This is a genomic window from Stenotrophomonas thermophila, assembly GCF_001499715.1.
Taxonomy (GTDB): domain Bacteria; phylum Pseudomonadota; class Gammaproteobacteria; order Xanthomonadales; family Xanthomonadaceae; genus Stenotrophomonas; species Stenotrophomonas hibiscicola.
This window is the reverse complement of the sequence record NZ_CVIW01000063.1, coordinates 45,596-62,619: the sequence shown is the minus strand read 5'-3', so window position 1 is coordinate 62,619 and position 17,024 is coordinate 45,596. Positions and strand designations below refer to the sequence as shown.

Sequence of the window (17,024 nt, the reverse complement as noted above, 5' to 3'; positions counted from 1 at the left end):
TCATGAAACGGGGTCAGATCCCTTTTGCCAATGGCAACGGGATCTGACCCCACTCAGGATGCCGGCCAGCGGCCGGCACTACCATTGCATTACCCCGCGCAGCGCGCGCAGAGACCGTGCACTTCCAGGGTCTGTGCCTGCGGCTGGAAGCCCAGTTCCTTGGCCCGCTTCTCCAGCTGGCTGACGATCTCGCGGTCTTCCAGCTCCACCGCGCTGTGGCAGCTGTTGCAGATCAGGAATGGCACCGAATGCGCAGCGCTGCTTGGATGATGGCAGGCCACGAAGGCATTCACCGACTCCAGCTTGTGCACAAAGCCATTGGCCATCAGGAAGTCCAGCGCGCGGTACACGGTGGGCGGGGCATCAGCGCCCACGCCCTTGCCGTTGCGCACCCATTCCAGCAGCTCGTAGGCCTTGACCGGCTTGCCGGCCTCGGCGATCAGCTTCAGCACATTGGCGCGGATCGGGGTCAGGCGCAGCCCGCGTTCGCGCGAGACACGCTCGACCACCGCCACGAAATCCGATGCGTCGTGGACGTGGTGGTGCGGGGCGGTACAGGCAGTGGCGGTCTTGGCGGGCATGCGTGTTCTCCGGTTCGGGCCTGGCAAGGATGCCTCAGGCCGTTGCTACCTTGGTGATGGCCACATCGATGCGTTTCAAGGCCTGCTCGCGGCCAGCCAGGTACACGGTATGGGAAATGTCAGGACTGACCTGGGTACCGGTGATGGCCACGCGCAACGGCTGGGCGACCTTGCCCATGCCGATCTCCAGCGCGGCGGCGACGTCGTGCAGGGCCACGCCCACCGACTCGGCGGTCCATTCCGGCAGGGCTGCCAGCAGCTCGCGGGCCTTGCCCAGCGCCACCTCGGCACCGGCCTTGAAGTGCTTGGCCACCGCCGCTTCGTCGTACTCGGTCAGCGGCTGGTACCAGACCACGGCCTTTTCGGCCATTTCCTTCAGGGTCTGCACGCGTTCACGCAGGGCGATCACCACGTCCTCCGGTGCCGGTCCGGCAGCCACGTCCAGCCCCAGCTTCTGCAGCTGGTAGACCAGGTGCGGCACGATCGCGGCCACATCCTCGGTCTTCAGGAAGTGCTGGTTGACCCAGCCCAGCTTGGCCATGTCCAGTCGCGAGGCTTTGGAGTTGCAGTCCTTCACGTCGAACAGCTCGATCAGCTCCTGGCGGCTGAACAGCTCCTGGTCACCGTGCGACCAGCCGAGGCGGGCAAGGTAGCTCAGCAGCGCATCGGGCAGGTAGCCGGCGTCCTTGTACTGCATCACGTCGGCCGCGCCGGTGCGCTTGGACAACTTGGCGCCCTGCTCGTCCAGGATCATCGGCATGTGGCCGAACTTCGGCACCGGCGCACCAATGCCTTCGTACAGGTTGATCTGGCGCGGGGTGTTGTTGATGTGGTCGTCGCCGCGGATGACCTCGGTGATGCCCATGTCCCAGTCGTCCACCACCACCGCGAAGTTGTAGGTGGGGTAGCCGTCCGGGCGGAAGATCACCATGTCATCCAGCTCGCTGTTGGCGATCTCGATGCGGCCCTTGATCAGGTCGTCGAACACCACCGTGCCTTCCAGCGGATTCTTGAAGCGGATGACGCGGTTCGGGTCGTCCCTGTAGGGCAGGCCCAGATCGCGCGCGGCGCCGTTGTAGCGCGGCTTCTCCTGCCTGGCCATGGCAGCCTCGCGCATCGCGTCCAGCTCTTCGCGGGTCTCGTAGGCGTAGTACGCCTTGCCCTCGGCGATCAGCTGCTCGGCCACTTCCTGGTAACGGGCAACGCGGTCGGTCTGGTAGATCGGGCCTTCGTCGTAGTCCAGCCCCAGCCACTCCATCGCTTCCAGGATGGCGTCGATCGCGCCGTGGGTGCTGCGTTCACGGTCGGTGTCCTCGATGCGCAGCACGAACTCGCCGCCACGGTGGCGGGCCTCCAGCCAGCAGTACAGCGCGGTGCGGGCACCACCGATGTGCAGGTAGCCGGTGGGACTGGGGGCGAAACGGGTGCGGCAGGTCATGGACGGCTCGAGGAACGGGAATCCCCCGATTTTACCAGCCCTCCGCCCCCGACGGAAAAAGGGGACGGAGGGGATTAAGTCGCGATTGCCCAGCCCATGGGTGCTGCAACCGGGAAAAGGAGGGGAGATACGACTTAATCCCCTCCGTCCCCTTTTACGGTTCCACCTTTCGCGGGAAGGACGGCTCGCGCATCGCGGCGTTGTAGGCGAACGAGGCGACGATGGCGGCGGCCTGCTTCAGGTCTTCCGGTTCGGCGTGGTCCCAGGTGTCCAGGTGGCTGTGGTGGACATTGGTGAAGTAGTCCAGCCGGTCCTGGATGAACTGGAAGCCCGGCAGGCCGATGCGGTCGAAGCTGATGTGGTCGGTGCTGCCAGTGTTGCGGGTGGCCACGGTGGTGGCGCCCACGTCATGGAACGGCGCCAGCCAGGCTTCGAAGATGGGCATGGCCGCCAGGTTTTCCTGAGCGTAGATGCCACGGAAGCGGCCCGAGCCGTTGTCCATGTTGAAGTAGACCTGGAACTTGCCGTAGTCGCGGGTCTTCTGCAGTGCGCCGGTCGGCTCGCGCAGCGACGCCGGCAGCGCCTTCTGCGCCGGGTCGGTCGGCTCCGGGAACTTGCCGAAGTGCTTGGCCACATAGGCCTGCGAGCCGATCAGGCCCTGCTCCTCGCCGCTCCACAGCGCCACGCGGATGGTGCGCCTGGGCTTGGCGCCGGTGGCCTTGAGGATGCGCATCGCCTCCATCATCACCGCCACGCCGGCGGCGTTGTCGGCCGCACCGGTGCCGCTGTGCCAGGAATCCAGGTGCGCGCCGATCATCACCACTTCATCGGGCCTGCTGCTGCCACGGATCTCGGCCAGCGTGTTGTAGCCGGGCTGGTCGGCCTCGTCGGTGAAGCGTGCGGCCACATCCACGCGCAGGCGCACGGTCTGCCTGGCCTCCAGCGCGCGTACCAGCGGATTGAAGTGCTCGCTGATCATCGCCAGCTCGGGAATGCCCACCGACTCACCGGCCTTGCGCGAACCACCACCGGCAACGCGGATGATGCCGTTGTCCCAGCTGCTGATGCCGATCGAGGCCAGCGCGCCCTCTTCCACGAAGAAGGCATTGACCTTGGCCGCCAGCTGCTGGCGTTCCTGGTATTCCTTGACCCGCTTGGCGCGCTCGGCGGTGGCGTCCTTGTCCTTGGGCAGGGTGAACTCCTGCAGGCCCTCCAGCGAGGTGGCGTCGTGGCGGTGCGAATCGGGCTCGGTGCCCCGCTTGTATTCGCGTGCCTCGCCCAGCAGGAGGATCTTGCCACGCAGCTTGCCGCGGTACTTCTCTATGTCTTCGGGCTTCTTGATGTCGACCTGCACCAGCTCGCCTTCGACCGGGCCCTTCGTACCGGGGGTCCAGGCCTTGGGCAGCGCATGCAGCGGCTGCACGCGGTCACCCAGCATTTCCACGCTCGCCGAGGTGAATTCCCAGCCACGGCCGAAATCATCGAAGGCCTCGTCGTGGACGTTGTCCAGCTTCCATTCGTTGAACTTGCTGCGGGTCCACGCATTGGCGCGGCCCATCGCCGGCGAGTTGGTCAACCGCGGTCCAATGCGTTCGGTGAGGTAACTGAAGGTGTCCATTACCTGCGACCGGTGGAAGGCCTCCTGGCGGATGCGGCTGACCATGTCCAGGTCCACCGTCTCGCGCTGCTGCGCCCCTGCATTGCCACCCATCACCAGCGCTGCGGCCAGCACGCCCCACTTCAACACATCGCACCCCTGCCCTTCGGCTCGATCTTCAACCCATCGAGTCTAGCCAGCAGGGGCGCGCCGATACCGTCCCATCGGTCATGGACAGCAGTAGATCCACGCCATGCGTGGATGAACAACCCGATCACCCCCTCCACCCCAACCACAACTGCGCCCGCTCCGGCAGCAACAACAACCAGTGCCGCCGGTCGACGCTGCAGCAGCCGTACACCGCCGCATGCGCGGGCCAGTCATCGGGCAGGCCGTCGATGCCGATTTCGGCCAGCGCTTCCGCCCCGGCCTTCCATGGCCGGTAGCGCGGCACCCGTCCGGCCACTGCGCCACGTCCCTGCCGCGCACCCTGCAACCAGCCCAGCCCCTTGCCCCGCAGTCCTTGGCAGGTCGCCGCCGCCAGCTGGAAGCGGACCAGGCCGGGGGCGATCCGTGCCCCCGGCAGGGCCGCCAGCACGCCATGTGCCTGCAGCAGTGCATCCACTTCCAACAGGGCCGGAATGCCCTGCCGTGCCCGTTGCCGCAATCCCTGGCGCCAACTCATGGCCTGCTCCTTACTTCAGGTCCGCGCCGAGCGCGTACCAGTCCACCCGACGGGTCACCCACATCGCCAGCGCCAGGATCACGAACAGCAGCAGCGAACCCATCAGCAGCGCATTGTTCTCCGACACCAGCAGGCCATACAGCGCGCCGTACAGCACGGTCAGCAGCGCCGCGAAGCCGAAGCCGCGCTTCCAGTGGCCCAGCACATTGGCCAGGTACACCGCCTGCAGGCCGATGCAGGCCACCGCCGAAACCAGGTAGGCCTTCCAGAACGCGATGTGCTCGGACAGGCTGATCAGCAGCAGGAAGAAGATCGCCAGCGCCAGGCCGACCATCAGGTACTGCAGCGGGTGGATGCGCAGCGACTTGATCAGCTCGAACAGGATGAAGCCGAGGAAGGTCAGCAGCACGAACAGCACGCCGTACTTCGAGGCACGGTCGGCCTGGGTGTAGGTATCGACCGGATCGACCAGCGACACCGTCACCGCCTGCGAGTCCACCGAACCGTCATTGCGCAGCTGCCGCTGCGCGTCGGAGGCCAGCGAGGACACCGCCCAGCGCGCATCGAATCCCTGCGCATCAACGCGGCGCTCGTTGGGCAGGAAAGCTCCGCTGAACGACGGATGCGGCCAGCTCGAACGCAGCGCGATGTGGGTGTCATCGCCCACCGGCACCACCGACAGCATGCGACTGCCATCCAGGCGCAGCTCCAGTTCAACGGTGCTGGCGGCCAGCGTGCCGCCCTGATCCGCATCGAAACCGGCCACCGGTGCATGCAGGCCCCGCCCGATCTCGCTGGCCGCACCAACACCCGGCAGCAAACGCAGCTGCTTGCCATCCACGCGCAGGTTCGGCGTGCCGACCAGGCCACGGACATCGGAAACCCCCACCGCCACATACGGCTGGCCGTAACTGCGGCCCGCCTTCACCGGGTAATCGTCTGCGGCGAAGGTCGCCTTCATCTGGCCGTTCCAGCTGTACACCGGCACCTTGAACAGCCCCACCTCACGCTGGCTCGGCAGCATTTCGCCGCCCACCTCCAGCGATGCCGGCATCTGCAGCCAGTGCCCCTCGGTGACCTGCACTTCGGTCTTCTTGACGCCCAGCGGGTCGACCAGTTCAACCTGCTTGCGTTCCACCCATGGCACCACCCGCACCGGGCCCACCAGCTGCTGTGCGCCGGCGCGGCTGTCGGCCACCCGCGAGAAAGCCTCGTCGCGGTACGCACTGCGTTCGTTGATGACACTGCGGATCATCGTCAGCGGAACCAGCAGCAGCAGGATCAGGCCGCCGACAATGGCGAAGCGCAGCAGCATCTTCAGGGATTTCATGGTCCATCCTCGTTGGAGAGGACTGCAGGATGGACCGCCACGGTGAGCGGGGTTTGTGGCGAATTTGAAGCGAATGTGAAGTCAGCGGCGGGGGCGCTGGCCCGGCACTGACAACGGCAGCCACAGGCTGGCGACGGTGCCACCGCCGTCGCGCGCGTCGAGGCTGGCGCGACCATCGTGCAGGCGCGCGACCTCCTGCACGAACGGCAGGCCCAGGCCGGAACTGCGCCGGCCGCTGCCGGGGCGGGCCAGCGAATAGAAGCGTTCGAACACCCGTTCGCGCGCGTAGTCGGGAATGCCGGCACCGCGATCCGCTACCTGCAGGCGTACGCCCTGCCCGTCCACCTCGGCCTGCAGCGCGATGTCCGCGCCGGGCGGTGAGAAGGCAATGGCGTTGTCGATCAGGTTGTGCAACGCCTGCCGCAGCAGATAGGCATCACCCTGCACGCGCATGTCGGGTACGCTGCCGATGCGCACCTGCACGCCGGCCGCCTGCGCACGCACCTGCGCGGCCGCCGCCGCATCGGCCAGCAGGGTTGGCAGCGCGATCGGATCGCGGGTCTGCAGCCAGCCGTGCTGTTCCACTTCGGCCAGCGCCAGCAGCTTGTCGATGGTCTCGGTCAGCCGTTCCTGCTGATCGACGATGCTGCGTGCAAAATGCACGCGGTCGGCCTCCGGCAGCGGCTCCTGCAGCAGCTCGGCGGCACCGCGGATCGCCGCCAGCGGACTCTTCATTTCATGCGTCAGCGACTGCACGTACTGCTCGACGTAGGCCTTGCCCTCCAGCTTGCGGCGCATCGTTTCCAATGCCTGGCCCAGGTCGCCGATCTCGTCGCGGCGCCGCCGCGGGGGTGGCACCGGTTCGCCGGCGCTGACCGCACGCGCGTAGCGGCTGAGCTGGCCAAGGCCCGTGGTGAGCCACATCGTCACCAGCACGCCGACCAGCGCCGACAATCCGATCAGCCAGGCGCCGCGCTCGATGATGGCGCGTTGGCTTGCAGCGATGAACGGATCGATGCTGCGGTTGGGCTGGGCCAGGCTGAGCACGCCGATCAGCGTGCGCCCATCGTCCGGGTCGTATACCGGCGCCGCCACATGCATCACCGTATTGCCTTCCTCGCCCGGCGTTTCCGGGCTGGAGCGGGCACCGTACTCGCCACGCAGGGTGCGATAGACATCATTCCAGCGCGAGTTGTCGCGCCCCAGGTCGCGGCCCAGCGAGTCGTAGATGACGATGCCCTTGGCATCGGTGATGGTCACCCGGTAGTCCAGTGAGCGCTTGGGAAAGCGCCAGACCATCGCTTTCAGGTCACGCTGCCGCGCCTTGGCGAGGTTGCGGGTGAAGCTGCCGCTGCCGATGGTGCCGGCCTTGACGTCGGCGGCGGCCATCTCGGCCAGCACGTTGGCCGCATCGACCAGGGTCGATTCCATCGCCTGGCGCACGCCGGGCTTCACTTCGTTGACGAACACGCGCATCACGAAGAACGCGGCGATGCCGGTGATCAGGAAGAAGCCGAGGAACAGCTTCAATACCAGGCGCATCGGCTAGACCTCCAGCGCGTAGCCAAGGCCACGGTGGGTGCGGATGGGGTCTTCGCTGGCACCCGCCGCGCGCAGCTTGGCGCGCAGCGTCTTTACATGCGTATCAACGGTGCGGTCGGCGCTGTCGGCACTGCTGTCCCAGCCACGGTCCATCAGCTGGGCACGGCTGAGGATGGCGCCCGGCCGCTGCAGCAGCGCTTCCAGCAGCGCGTACTCGTAGCGGGTCAGGTCCAGTGCCTGGCCGCGGAAGCGGATACGCCGACCTTCGCGGTCGATGGCAAAGGCGCCATGTTCCTGCCAGCCCGCATCGGCGCTGGGTCCTGCGTTGACCGGTGCCGCGCGGCGCAGGCGCGCACGCACCCGCGCCACCAGTTCTCGCGGCGAGAACGGCTTGGTCATGTAATCGTCGGCGCCCAGTTCCAGGCCCAGCACGCGGTCCACTTCATCGTTGCGGGCGGTCAGGAAGATCACCGGCAGCTGGGCCGCCGGCCCGGGCTGCGCGCGCAGCCGCCGGCACACTTCGAAACCGCCCAGGTCGGGCAGGCCCACGTCCAGCACCACCACGTCGATATCGCCGGCCTGCAGCCGTTGCAGGGCCTCGCCGCCGAGCAGGCAGTGGCTGGCGGCATAGCCTTCGCTGCGCAGCGCATAGAGCACGGTTTCGGCGATGGCGGCTTCGTCCTCGACCACCAGGACATGGGCAACGGGAGCTGTCATGGCGCGCAGCATAGCCGCTGCGGCCGCCGCCCCGTACACTGCCGCCCATGAACTACCGCCACGCCTTCCATGCCGGCAACCACGCCGATGTGCTCAAGCACATCGTGCAGCTGGCCCTGATCGACAGCTTCAAGCGCAAGGACAGCCCGTTCTTCGTGCTCGATACCCACGGCGGTGCCGGCCGCTACCTGCTGGCCAGCGAAGAGAGCCGCAAGACGCTGGAGGCCGAGTCCGGAATCATGCGGCTGATGGCCCAGCCCAAGCTGCCCGAGGTGGCCGAGCGCTACCTGAAGGCGGTGCAGGCCGACAATCCGGTGGGCGCGCTGACCAACTACCCGGGCTCGCCGCTGTTGAGCGCACAGGCCATGCGCGCGCAGGACCGCATGGCGGTCTGTGAACTGCAGGAGGCCGAAACGGCCACGCTGAAGGCCCTGTTCGCCCATGACAGCCGCGTCGACGTGCGCGCCGGCGATGGCTATGCCCTGCTGCGCTCGCTGCTGCCGCCGAAGTTCAACGGCAGCAAGATCGGCCGTGGCCTGGTCCTGATCGACCCGCCGTACGAGGCCCAGGACGCGGAATACCAGAACGTCCTGGCCGCCCTGGCCGAGACCCTGGCACGCTGGCCCCAGGCCACCTGTGCGGTCTGGTTCCCGATCAAGCAGCGGCGCACCATCCTGCACTTCCTGCGCAAGGCCACTGCCCTGCCGGTCAAGTCGGCGATGACGATCGAGTTCCTGGTGCGCCCTGACGACTCGCCGCTGCGGCTCAACGGCAGCGGCATGCTGCTGCTCAACCCGCCCTGGCAGTTCGACCGGGTGGTCGGCCCGGCCCTGCCGGCGCTGCGCCAGCACCTGGGCGAACCCGGTGCCAGCACCCGCCTGGATTGGCTCAAAGCCCCCGAATAACGGCCTTCACGAGGCTGTACCGCCGTGAGCCTTCCGTTCACGGAATGCAGCCCCGGTGATGCCACAATCGATGGACCACCAAGGAATCACCCGGTATGGCCACTCGCAACCGCATGCCGCCCTGGCATGAGATCTTCAAGGCTCCCAGCGGCCACGAGCTGCTGATCCGCCCCATCCGCCCGGAAGATGGCGCACCGCTGCAAGCGGCATTCAGCCTGTTCGGGCCGGAAGAAATCCGTGATCGTTTCCTGCAGGCGGTGACCGAACTGTCGCCGGAAACCACCCAGCGCCTGACCCACCCGAATCCCAAGACCGAGATCACCCTGGTCGCAGCCGAGTCCCTGCCCGCTGGCGAAGCGGTGGTCGGCGCGGTTGCCCGGGCCTCGATCATCCCCGGCACCCGTGAAGCCGAGTACGCGATCCTGATCAGCCGCTTCCTGATCGGCCAGGGCCTGGGCCGGCAGCTGATGCGCAAGCTGGTGAAGTGGGGCCGCGGCAAGTACCTGGACCGCCTGTACGGCGACGTTGCCGCCGAGAACGAGCCAATGAAGCAGCTGGCCGCCTCGCTGGGCTTCAAGCCGGTGCCGCATCCGAACGGTGCCGAAGGCCTGGTGCGGATGGTGCTGGAGCTGGACAACTGACGGATGCGTCGGGCCCTGCCCGGCCACGCCTCCCGGTAGTGCCGGCCGCTGGCCGGCACTCCGAAACCCCAACGGTACATGAGGCTGCCGGCCAACGGCCGGCACGACCCACCGGGCTTCGATCGGGCTTCTGCTAAAATCCGGAGTCCATGTCGCGTACCTCATACCCCGCCCCGCCGCTGCCGCGCGCCGGCCAGCTCCGCGCCTGGTGGCGCGCCCCCGCCTCGCCGACCGCCCTGGCCTGGTACCTGGCCCAGGCCGCGCGCGCGCACAACGCCCCGCTGCTGGTGATCGCCCGTGACAACCACGGTGCCAACCAGCTTGAAGCCGACCTGCAGACCCTGCTTGGCGGCGACCCGGCCCTGCCGGTGGTCGCCTTCCCTGACTGGGAAACCCTGCCCTACGACCGCTTCAGCCCGCATCCGGACATCATCTCGCAGCGCTTGGCTGCCCTGCACCGCCTGCCCACGCTGAAGCGTGGCCTGGTGATCGTGCCTGTGCAGACCCTGCTGCAGCAGCTGGCCCCGCGCAGCTATGTGATCGGTGGCAGCTTCGACCTGAAGGTCGGCCAGCGCCTGGATCTGGAGGCCGAGAAGCGCCGCCTGGAAAGCGCCGGCTACCGCAACGTGCCGCAGGTGATGGACCCGGGCGACTTCGCGGTGCGCGGCGGCCTGCTGGACGTGTTCCCGATGGGCGCCGACGAGCCGCTGCGGGTAGAACTACTGGACGAGGACATCGACTCGATCCGTGCCTTTGATCCGGAAAGCCAGCGTTCGCTGGACAAGGTCGAGGCGGTGCACATGCTGCCCGGCCGCGAAGTGCCGATGGACGAGGCCAGCATCGCACGCGTGCTGGCCACGCTGCGCGAGCGTTTCGATGTGGATACCCGGCGCAGTTCGCTGTACCAGGATCTGAAGTCCGGGCTGGCCCCGGCCGGCGTCGAGTACTACCTGCCGCTGTTCTTCGAACGCACCGCGACCCTGTTCGACTACCTGCCCGACGGCAGCCTGCCGGTGGTCTGCGCCGGTGCCGGCGAAGCCGCCGAGGCGTTCTGGGCGCAGACCGGCGAGCGTTATGAGCAGCGCCGCCATGATGTGGAGCGCCCGCTGCTGCCGCCTTCGGCGTTGTACCTGTCGCCGGAGCTGCTGCGCGAGCGCCTGAACGATGCCCCGCGCATCGAGGTGTGGGCGGCTGACCATGCGCGCATCGCCGACGCGCACGCGCTGGGCGACCAGCCGCTGCCACCGCTGCCGGTGGCCGCGCGCGAAGCCCCCGCCGGCGATGCGCTGAAATCCTTCCTCGGCCATTATCCGGGCCGGGTACTGATCGCCGCCGATTCACCCGGCCGCCGCGAGGCGCTGCTGGAAGTGCTGCAGGCCGCCGAGCTGAAGCCGCCGGTGGTGGCCGACCTGCCCAGCTTCCTCGCCGACGACGCGCGCTTCGCGATCGCGGTGGCACCGCTGGAGGATGGCTTCGCGCTGGACGATCCGCGCATAGCGGTGCTGACCGAGCGCCAGCTGTTCCCCGAGCGCGCCGGCAGCACCCGGCGCACGCGCCGTGCCGGCCGCGAGCCGGAAGCGATCATCCGCGACCTCGGTGAACTGACCGAGGGCGCGCCGATCGTGCACGAGGATCATGGCGTCGGCCGCTATCGTGGCCTGATCGCGATGGACGTCGGCGGCATGCCCGGCGAGTTCCTCGAAATCGAATATGCCAAAGGCGACCGCCTGTATGTGCCGGTCGCCCAGCTGCACCTGATCAGCCGCTATTCCGGTGCGTCGGCGGAAACCGCGCCGCTGCATTCGCTCGGTGGCGAGCAGTGGAGCAAGGCCAAGCGCAAGGCCGCCGAGAAGGTACGCGACGTTGCTGCCGAGCTGCTGGAGATCCAGGCCCGCCGCCAGGCGCGTGCCGGCCTGGCACTGCAGGTCGACCGCGCGATGTACGAGCCGTTTGCGGCCGGTTTCCCGTTCGAGGAGACCCCGGACCAGCTGGCCGCGATCGATGCGACCCTGCGCGACCTCGCCAGCAGCCAGCCGATGGACCGTGTGGTCTGCGGCGACGTCGGCTTCGGCAAGACCGAGGTCGCGGTGCGCGCCGCGTTCGCCGCCGCCAGTGCCGGCAAGCAGGTGGCCGTGCTGGTGCCGACCACGCTGCTGGCCGAACAGCACTACCGCAACTTCCGCGACCGCTTCGCCGATTACCCGCTGAAGGTCGAGGTACTGTCGCGCTTCAAGACCAGCAAGGAAATCAAGGCCGAACTGGAAAAGGTCGCTGCCGGCACCATCGACGTCATCGTCGGCACCCATCGCCTGCTGCAGCCGGACGTGAAGTTCAAGGACCTGGGCATGGTCATCGTCGACGAGGAGCAACGATTCGGCGTGCGCCAGAAGGAGGCGCTGAAGGCGCTGCGCGCCAACGTGCACCTGCTGACGCTGACCGCCACGCCGATCCCGCGCACGCTCAACATGGCCATGGCCGGCCTGCGCGACCTCTCGATCATCGCCACGCCGCCGCCGAACCGGCTGGCGGTGCAGACCTTCATCACCCAGTGGGACAACGCGCTGCTGCGCGAAGCCTTCCAGCGCGAGCTCGCGCGCGGTGGCCAGCTGTACTTCCTGCACAACGACGTGGAGAGCATCGGCCGCATGCAGCGCGAGCTGTCCGAGCTGGTGCCGGAGGCACGCATCGGCATCGCCCACGGGCAGATGCCCGAGCGCGAACTGGAAAAGGTGATGCTGGATTTCCAGAAGCAACGTTTCAACGTGCTGCTGTCGACCACGATCATCGAATCGGGCATCGACATCCCCAACGCCAACACCATCATCATCAACCGTGCCGACCGTTTCGGCCTGGCCCAGCTGCACCAGCTGCGCGGCCGCGTCGGTCGTTCGCACCACCGTGCCTACGCCTACCTGATCACCCCCGACCGTCGCGCGATCACCCCCGACGCCGAGAAGCGCCTGGAAGCGATCGCCTCGATGGACGAGCTGGGCGCCGGCTTCACCCTGGCCACGCACGATCTGGAAATCCGCGGCGCCGGTGAACTGCTTGGCGAGGACCAGAGCGGGCAGATGGCCGAGGTCGGCTTCAGCCTCTATACCGAGCTGCTGGAACGCGCGGTACGCAGCATCAAGCAGGGCAAGCTGCCCGACTTGGACGCCGGTGAGGAAGTGCGCGGGGCCGAGGTCGAGCTGCATGTGCCGGCGCTGATCCCGGAAGACTACCTGCCGGACGTGCACACGCGCCTGACCCTGTACAAGCGTATTTCCAGCGCGCGCGACACCGATGCGCTGCGCGAGCTGCAGGTGGAGATGATCGACCGCTTCGGCCTGCTGCCGGATGCGGCCAAGCACCTGTTCGCCATCGCCGAGCTGAAGCTTAAGGCCAACACGCTGGGCATCCGCAAGCTGGACCTGGGCGAGAACGGTGGCCGCATCGTGTTCGAGTCCAAGCCGAACATCGACCCGATGGCGGTGATCCAGCTGATCCAGAAACAACCGAACCTCTACGCCATGGAAGGGCCCGACAAGCTGCGCATCAAGCACCCGCTGCCGTTGCCGGAAGACCGCTTCAATGCGGCCCGCGCCCTTCTGACCACCCTCGCCCCGGGTTGATCGCCCCCCCGAACACCCCGCACCGGTCCCCACCCGGTGCGGGCGGATGACCATGCTCCCTGACGCCGTACCCGCCCCCGACCTGCTGCACGCGCAGTCCTGCCTGATCGATGCGCTCTCGATGTCGCTGCAGATGCGCGACGCCTACACCCGCCACCACTGCGACCGCGTCGGCCTGCTCGCGCAGTGCCTGGCCGCGCACTGCGACCTGGGTCAGGAGGCCTGTGCACAGGTCGGCCTGGCCGCGCGCTTCCATGACATCGGCAAGATCGGCATTCCCGACGAGGTGCTGCTGGCCCCGCGCCGCCATACCGACGAGGAACGCGCGATCATGCGTGAGCATCCGGTGCGCGGCGAACACATCTTCCTGGCGACCGGTCGCAGTGACGCCGCGCCGGTCGCGCAGCTGATCCGTGCCCATCACGAGGCGTTCGATGGGAGCGGCTATCCCGACGGGCTACGCGGTGAAACCATTCCCCTGGGCGCGCGCATCGTCACCATCGTCGATGCCTACGATGCGATGACCAGCGTACGCCCGTATCGCGACGCAATGGAGCACGAAACCGCCTTGCGGATCATCGAAGCGCAGTCCGGCGGGCTGGTGGACCCCTACGTGCTGCAGCGCTTCCATCGCATGCTGGCGCGGGAACCTGCGCTGGCCTGAGATCTTCCCGACGGTGAAACGACCCGCCGGTAGAGTCGACTGTTAGTCGACTGCTCTTCGTTCAGCTCGAGAAAATCCCGCGCTGCGCGCGATAGTCGACTAACAGTCGACTCTACCGGCGCGCTCCTCGCTATCGGCCTGAAAGACAAAAGGCCCGGCATTCGCCGGGCCTTTCGCACGCATTCACGGGTGATCGATTACCAGATCACCACGCGCTTGTCGTCGGCACGCACCATTGCATCGCCGGCCTTGCACTGGAAGGCGGCCGCGAACGAGGGCATGTTCGACGGCGCACCGTTGGCACGGAAGTTGGCCGGCGCATGCGGGTCGGTGTTCAGGCGGACGCGCAGCTCACCATCGGTGAAATTGCGGCGCCACACCGTGGCCCAGTTCATGAAGAAACGCTGGTCCTGGCTGTGGCCATCGACCTCGACATTCGCCTTCGGGTCTTCCTTCAGCGCCATCTGCAGCGCGTCATAGGCCACGGTCAGGCCGCCCAGGTCGCCGATGTTCTCGCCCAGGGTCAGCTTGCCCTTCACGAACACGCCCGGCACCGACTCATAGCCATCAAACTGTGCGACCAGCTGGTCGGTACGTTCGGTGAAGGCCTTGCGGTCGGCGTCGGTCCACCAGTTGTCGAAATTGCCGTTGGCGGCGAACTGGCTGCCCGAGTCGTCGTAGCCGTGCATCATTTCGTGGCCGATGACCGCACCGATGCCGCCGTAGTTCAGCGCCGGATCGGCCTTGGCGTCGAAGAACGGCGCCTGCAGGATCGCTGCCGGGAACACGATCTCGTTCTTGGTGGCGTTGTAGTACGCGTTGACGGTCTGCGGGGTCATGCCCCATTCGGTCTTGTCCACCGGCTTGCCGATCTTGTCCAGCATGTAGCGGTAGTTGAACGCACGCGCCGCCTGCATGTTGCCCAGGTAGCTGTCGCCGTTGGTCTGCAGGCCCGCCCAGTCACGCCACTTGTCCGGGTAACCGATCTTCGGGGTGAAGCTGGCCCACTTTTCCAGCGCCTTCTTCCTGGTTTCTTCGCCCATCCACGGCAGCTGCTCCAGCCGCGCTTTCAGCGCCTGCGACAGGTTCTCCACCAGGTGCTGCATGGCCACCTTCGACTCGGCCGGGAACACGGCGTCGACGTACAGCTGGCCCAGGGCTTCGCCCATGCCACCGTTGACCGACTCCAGCACGCGCTTCCAGCGCGGCTGCATTTCCTTCTGGCCACGCAGGGTGGTGCCGTAGAAATCGAAGTTGGCCTTCTCGAACTGGCTGCTCAGGTACGGCGCGGCATCGTCGATGGTGTGGAAGCGCAGGTAGGCCTGCCAGGTGCTGGCCGGCACGTCGGCCAGCATCTTGTCCATTTCACCGAAGAAGCCCGGCTGGGCCAGTGAGAACTTCTGCGCGGCCGGCACCTTCAGCGTGTCGAACAGCGCGGTCCAGCTGAAGTTCGGGGTCAGCCTGTCGGCCTCAGCCGCGCTGAGCGGGTTGTAGCGCTTGGCCGGGTCACGCATTTCGATGCGCGACATCGAGGCCTTGGCCAGGCGGGTTTCGAAGGCCATCACGGCCTTGGCCTGCTCGGCGGCCTGCGCCGCGTCCACGCCGGACAGGGTCAGCACCTGTGCGATATAGGCCACGTAGGCGTCGCGGATCTTGGCCTGCGCATCGTCGAAGTAGTAGCCCTTCTCCGGCAGGCCCAGGCCGCCCTGGCCGACATAGGCGATGACGTTGGCCGAATCCTTGTAGTCGGCATTGGCGAACAGCGAGAACAACACGCCCTTGCCTTCGGCCTGGCTGTCGCGCAGGTACCGGGTGATGGCGGCGGTGTCGTTAAGCGCGGTGATCTTGTCCAGCTGCGGCTGCAGCGGCGCCAGGCCGGCGGCTTCGATCTTCGCTTCGTCGTTGCCGGTCTTCCAGATGTCACCGATCTTGGCTTCCACCGAGCCGGCCTTGGCCTGGCTGGCGGCGGCCTGCTGCACCAGCGCGTGCTGCACTTCCAGCGAGCGCTCGCGCAGGATCTCGAAGCTGCCCCAGGTGGTCTGGTCGCCCGGCACCGGGTTGGCCTTCAGCCACTTGCTGTTGACGAAGCCATTGAGGTCGGTACAGGCGGAGATGGACGGATCGAGATCAGCGCTGTTGAGCGAGATCAGCGGCGTCTTGATCTGCGACAGATCGAAGGCTGGCTTGGCGTCGGCGCTGGCCGCCGGTGCGGCGTCATTCTTGCCACAGGCCGCCAGCGAAGCAGCGATGGCGATGGTCAGGCCCAGCGGGACCAGGTTGCGGACGTTCATGAGGCTCTCCTGCGGGTAATTTCACAGGGTAGCCGGGGCGGCCCGCAATACGGACCGGCCAAAGGTCACAGAGCGTCCTTCTGTAGAGTCGAGCCATGCTCGACTGCTCTCCGTTCCGGGTTCATGCTTCGTGCGGCAAAAGCCCAAAGCAGCCGAGCGTGGGCTCGGCTCTACAAAAGCGAAGGCCGGCTTGCGCCGGCCTTCTGCTACTTATTTCGCCTTGCCCTGGTTGGCCACGGCTTCGGCGGCCTTGCGCGCCGCTTCCGGGTCGCCCAGGTAGCGGAACGACTGCACGGTCAGGTCATCGTTCAGTTCGAACAGCAGCGGGATGCCGGTCGGGATGTTCAGCTCGAGGATTTCCTCGCGCGAGACATTGTTGAGGTACTTGTACAGCGCGCGCAGCGAGTTGCCGTGGGCGGTGACCAGCACGGTCTTGCCGTCCTTCAGCTGCGGGGCGATGGCGTCGTGCCAGTACGGCAGCACGCGATCCAGGGTGGTGGCCAGCGACTCGGTGCCCGGCAGCGCGTTGCGGTCCAGACCGGCGTAACGGCGGTCATGGATCGGGTGGCCCGGATCTTCCAGTTCCATCGGCGGCGGCGGGATGTCGTACGAACGACGCCACACCTTGACCTGCTCCTCGCCGTGCTTGGCCGCGGTCTCGGCCTTGTCCAGGCCCTGCAGGCCGCCGTAGTGGCGCTCATTGAGGCGCCAGGACTTGTTCACCGGCAGCCAGTCCTGCTCCAGCTCGGCCAGCGCACCCTGCAGGGTGTGGATGGCGCGCTTCAGTACGGAGGTATGGGCAACGTCGAACTGCAGGCCTTCCTCGCGCATCAGGCGACCGGCGGCGGCCGCTTCGCGACGCCCCTGCTCGGTCAGGTCAACATCGACCCAACCGGTGAAGCGGTTGTCCAGGTTCCACTGGCTCTGGCCATGGCGCAACAGTACGAGTCTACGGGTCACTGCAGGGTCTCCAACGCGAGGATAGGCAGGCCGCCATTGTAGCCCGGCCGCCGCTCACC

General features: G+C 67.2%; 13 protein-coding genes. 4 read left to right on the top strand and 9 right to left on the bottom strand.

Going from position 1 to position 17,024, the window contains the following annotated elements; genetic code table 11:
* Positions 1-89: 89 nt before the first annotated feature.
* The 7 genes from BN1263_RS18840 to creB form a co-directional block, all read right to left on the bottom strand.
* Positions 90-581, bottom strand: coding sequence for a Fur family transcriptional regulator (locus tag BN1263_RS18840; protein ID WP_005415799.1), 492 nt, complete (start codon positions 579-581; stop codon positions 90-92).
* Positions 582-615: 34 nt separating this feature from the next.
* Positions 616-2,019 carry a glutamate--tRNA ligase gene (gene gltX, locus BN1263_RS18835; RefSeq protein WP_058983354.1) on the bottom strand — a complete coding sequence of 468 codons (1,404 nt, stop codon included), beginning with the start codon at positions 2,017-2,019 and terminating at the stop codon, positions 616-618.
* A gap of 154 nt (positions 2,020-2,173) precedes the next feature.
* Complete coding sequence (locus tag BN1263_RS18830; RefSeq protein ID WP_058983353.1) at positions 2,174-3,766, bottom strand: M20/M25/M40 family metallo-hydrolase; 1,593 nt, start codon at positions 3,764-3,766, stop codon at positions 2,174-2,176.
* A gap of 124 nt (positions 3,767-3,890) precedes the next feature.
* On the bottom strand, positions 3,891-4,301 hold the full coding sequence (locus BN1263_RS18825; protein ID WP_019659172.1) for a hypothetical protein: 411 nt from the start codon (positions 4,299-4,301) through the stop codon (positions 3,891-3,893).
* Positions 4,302-4,311: 10 nt separating this feature from the next.
* Positions 4,312-5,631, bottom strand: coding sequence for a cell envelope integrity protein CreD (creD, locus tag BN1263_RS18820; RefSeq protein ID WP_058983351.1), 1,320 nt, complete (start codon positions 5,629-5,631; stop codon positions 4,312-4,314).
* 81 nt (positions 5,632-5,712) lie between these two features.
* A complete protein-coding gene (gene creC / locus BN1263_RS18815; protein WP_058983349.1) occupies positions 5,713-7,173 on the bottom strand; it encodes a two-component system sensor histidine kinase CreC in 1,461 nt (486 codons plus the stop codon).
* Between the two features lie 3 nt (positions 7,174-7,176).
* Positions 7,177-7,902, bottom strand: coding sequence for a two-component system response regulator CreB (creB, locus tag BN1263_RS18810; protein WP_019659175.1), 726 nt, complete (start codon positions 7,900-7,902; stop codon positions 7,177-7,179).
* 35 nt (positions 7,903-7,937) lie between these two features.
* Here creB and BN1263_RS18805 point away from each other — a divergent pair, with 35 nt between their 5' ends.
* From BN1263_RS18805 to BN1263_RS18790, 4 genes are all read left to right on the top strand, one after another.
* Positions 7,938-8,795, top strand: a complete 858-nt coding sequence (locus BN1263_RS18805) for a 23S rRNA (adenine(2030)-N(6))-methyltransferase RlmJ (RefSeq protein ID WP_058983347.1) — start codon at positions 7,938-7,940, stop codon at positions 8,793-8,795.
* Between the two features lie 95 nt (positions 8,796-8,890).
* Entirely contained in the window at positions 8,891-9,436 is a 546-nt protein-coding gene (locus BN1263_RS18800; RefSeq protein WP_019659177.1) for a GNAT family N-acetyltransferase, read from the top strand.
* Between the two features lie 149 nt (positions 9,437-9,585).
* Positions 9,586-13,050: a transcription-repair coupling factor gene (mfd, locus tag BN1263_RS18795; protein ID WP_058983346.1), complete on the top strand. Its 3,465-nt coding sequence runs from the start codon at positions 9,586-9,588 to the stop codon at positions 13,048-13,050.
* Positions 13,051-13,096: 46 nt separating this feature from the next.
* Positions 13,097-13,714: an HD-GYP domain-containing protein gene (locus BN1263_RS18790; protein WP_058983344.1), complete on the top strand. Its 618-nt coding sequence runs from the start codon at positions 13,097-13,099 to the stop codon at positions 13,712-13,714.
* Between the two features lie 197 nt (positions 13,715-13,911).
* Here the strand turns inward: BN1263_RS18790 and BN1263_RS18785 are convergent, their stop codons facing one another.
* Together BN1263_RS18785 and gpmA are read right to left on the bottom strand one after the other, a co-directional pair.
* Entirely contained in the window at positions 13,912-16,005 is a 2,094-nt protein-coding gene (locus BN1263_RS18785) for a M13 family metallopeptidase (RefSeq protein WP_058983342.1), read from the bottom strand.
* Between the two features lie 210 nt (positions 16,006-16,215).
* Entirely contained in the window at positions 16,216-16,965 is a 750-nt protein-coding gene (gene gpmA, locus BN1263_RS18780) for a 2,3-diphosphoglycerate-dependent phosphoglycerate mutase (RefSeq protein WP_019659181.1), read from the bottom strand.
* Between the last annotated feature and the right edge of the window lie 59 nt (positions 16,966-17,024).